The following is a 2,477-nucleotide window of genomic DNA, read 5'->3' as shown; positions in this document are numbered from 1 at the left end:
TGTCGTTGTCGTAATCGGAGAAGCGACGCAATTCGGCGTGCGAGCTCATCCGGGTCGCTACGATAACTTCGATTACGACAACGATTACGACAACGACAACGACAACGACGCGACCAGCATTCCCTATAAGGACTTGTTTAACTTATTGGTGAACCGGTCCTTTGCCTTACTCAAGCCGCGGAGATCTGCACCCATGAGCACCGCCGTTCCCACTGTCAAACGCACCGCGGTCTATGTCTACGAGGCCCCGCTGCGCGCCTGGCATTGGACCAACGCCCTGTCCATCACCATCCTGGCCGTCACCGGGTATCTGATCGCCAACCCCTTGCCGACCCTGTCCGGGGCGGCGAGCGATCACTACCTGATGGGCTATCTGCGCTTCGCCCACTTCGCCGCCGCCTATGTCTTTGCCGTCGGCTTTATCTTCCGGCTCTACTGGGCACTGGTCGGCAACCGCTGGTCGCGCCAGCTCTTCGCCCTGCCGTTCTGGCGGCGGCGCTTCTGGAGCGAACTGTGGCACGAGGTGCGCTGGTATGCCTTCCTGGAACCGGAACCGCGCAAATATATCGGCCATAACCCCTTGGCCCACCTGTTTATGGTGGTCATCATCACCGTGGGCGGCATCGTGATGATCTTCACCGGCTTCGCCCTCTATTCGGAGCAGGCGGGCCTGGGAAGCTGGCAGGACCGCTGGTTCGGCTGGGTCATCCCCTTCGTCGGCCAGAGCCAGGACGTGCGGATGTGGCACCACTGGGGGATGTGGGTCATCTCGATCTTCGTCATGCTTCACGTCTATACCGCCATCCGCGAAGACATCCTGTCGCGGCAGAGCCTGATCAGCACCATGATCAGCGGGTGGCGGATGTTCAAGGACGACCGCCCATAGGCCGTAGGATGGGTGGAGCGCAGCGAAACCCATCATTCACTTTCCCGCGGGACCGACGCGTTCGCAAGCTGCCAGTCTCCAACAGATTTCGCCGGCATCTTGGCTTCCACACCCCAGCGTCACGCAGCGACTCGGTCCGCTGGCGCGGCCAGACGGCATTCCCCGCTGGAGCGTGGGAACCAGAAGACGAGTTCAGTTGCCGCGGGGCGGGCAGGCGCGACCGATGCAACGCCGAACATCTGCGCTAATTGGATCGACGTAGAGCTTCGCGCGGCCACGGTCGGGGCGAACCTGCACTTCCCATTGCGGGTCGTCGTATTCAAGCTCGGTGATAACGCCGAGCGTGCGCTCCTCGATCGAGCGCGCAATTTGTGAGGCGCTCTTCCCGTTGGACGGCGGCAGGGTGTCTGAGGTGTCTTCCGGGCTCGAACGCCGCTCCGCGCCTGTCTGCGGATCCACGTCGATCTGACGGCACTGCCGACCACCTGCCTCGCAGGCGAGGATCTCCCAAGATCCGCTGCTGAAATCGGCGCTGAATATCACCTCGCCCGCGCGTTGCTCGATCCCTTGCAGGATCTCGGACAGCGGTTTACTCCCAGTGGGGGGGCGACTGCCGGCCGTTGCCGGGGCGATCGAGGCGAAGGCAAGGGCCAAGCCGAACATCCAGTGAGTCGAACGCTGCAACTTCATGGACATCTCCTCAGGCGGCCGTCGTTGACGCGCCTGAAACAGTAGTGGGGAAGGGGCTCGGATAACCATCCAGCCGACCCGCTCGCGGGCTTACAACTCCGCTGTAAATTTACGGTACAGGACGCCCTGTCAGGAGGGATCGACCGTGAAATCTTACGGTGGAATCGATCTGCAGTAAAACAAGAATGTCGTGCCCTGGCTCTGGCGCTCCACCCCGCGCCACAATGCCCAAGGCCCGCGACGAGGGGCAGGGGCCAGGTGCGGCAGTCATCGCGACGCAGATCGAGCAATTCTTGCTCTGCAGCCGGGAGCGGGAACGCTTTGCCTTGGTTCCATCGCGAAACCCAAAAGACGCGAAAAGAAAACACCCGTAAGGATCAGCGTGAGTCACCCACCTGATAGCCAACGCCCCAGGATCGCAGGAGGTTGCGGCAGCCGGTATCAAAGGCATCCTGAAAATCAATCATGCCATTGCTGCGCCCCCAGGATATTGGTTTCGCTGTACCAGACAGGAATGCCATGACGGCGTAATTCGGCTTCTTGAAGTCCTTCTTTCCCAGGGCATAACCGACTTCGGATCTGCGGATCGCGTCTGAGTGGGCGGAATCGGGCGTGAACAGAACCACCATGGCATCGGACTGCTCCAGACCCTCAGCCAACTTTTCCGCCCAGTTATCGCCGGGAAGGATCTGCGTGTCGTCCCAGACTTGCAACCCGGTATCCCGCAAGACCTGCGCGATGCGTTCGGCCAGTTTGGCATCTGCCCTGACATGGCTGATGAAAACTTGCATCTTTCATACTCCGGTCACGGTGTATTAAACCGAGACGACTCAAGTGTTTGCCGCCAAATGGGCGGCCGTCGAAGTGGTCTGCTCAGATCGTTGAACCAGCATCAGTCGAG

Annotated in this window: 3 protein-coding genes; 1 reads left to right on the top strand and 2 read right to left on the bottom strand. The window is 60.7% G+C overall.

Going from position 1 to position 2,477, the window contains the following annotated elements; genetic code table 11:
* Positions 1-193 precede the first annotated feature (193 nt).
* Entirely contained in the window at positions 194-886 is a 693-nt protein-coding gene (gene cybH, locus QZY48_RS27370) for a Ni/Fe-hydrogenase, b-type cytochrome subunit (protein ID WP_295436757.1), read from the top strand.
* A 192-nt stretch (positions 887-1,078) separates the two neighbouring features.
* On the opposite strand, the gene QZY48_RS27365 is transcribed toward cybH, so the two are convergent.
* Entirely contained in the window at positions 1,079-1,576 is a 498-nt protein-coding gene (locus tag QZY48_RS27365; RefSeq protein WP_295436756.1) for a hypothetical protein, read from the bottom strand.
* Positions 1,577-1,953: 377 nt separating this feature from the next.
* Positions 1,954-2,367, bottom strand: coding sequence for a toll/interleukin-1 receptor domain-containing protein (locus QZY48_RS27360; protein ID WP_295436755.1), 414 nt, complete (start codon positions 2,365-2,367; stop codon positions 1,954-1,956).
* Between the last annotated feature and the right edge of the window lie 110 nt (positions 2,368-2,477).

Origin of the sequence: uncultured Thiodictyon sp. (assembly GCF_903828115.1) — a bacterium.
Classification (GTDB): domain Bacteria; phylum Pseudomonadota; class Gammaproteobacteria; order Chromatiales; family Chromatiaceae; genus Thiodictyon.
Note: the sequence above shows the minus strand (reverse complement) of the source record. Positions and strands in the feature narration are given on the sequence as shown.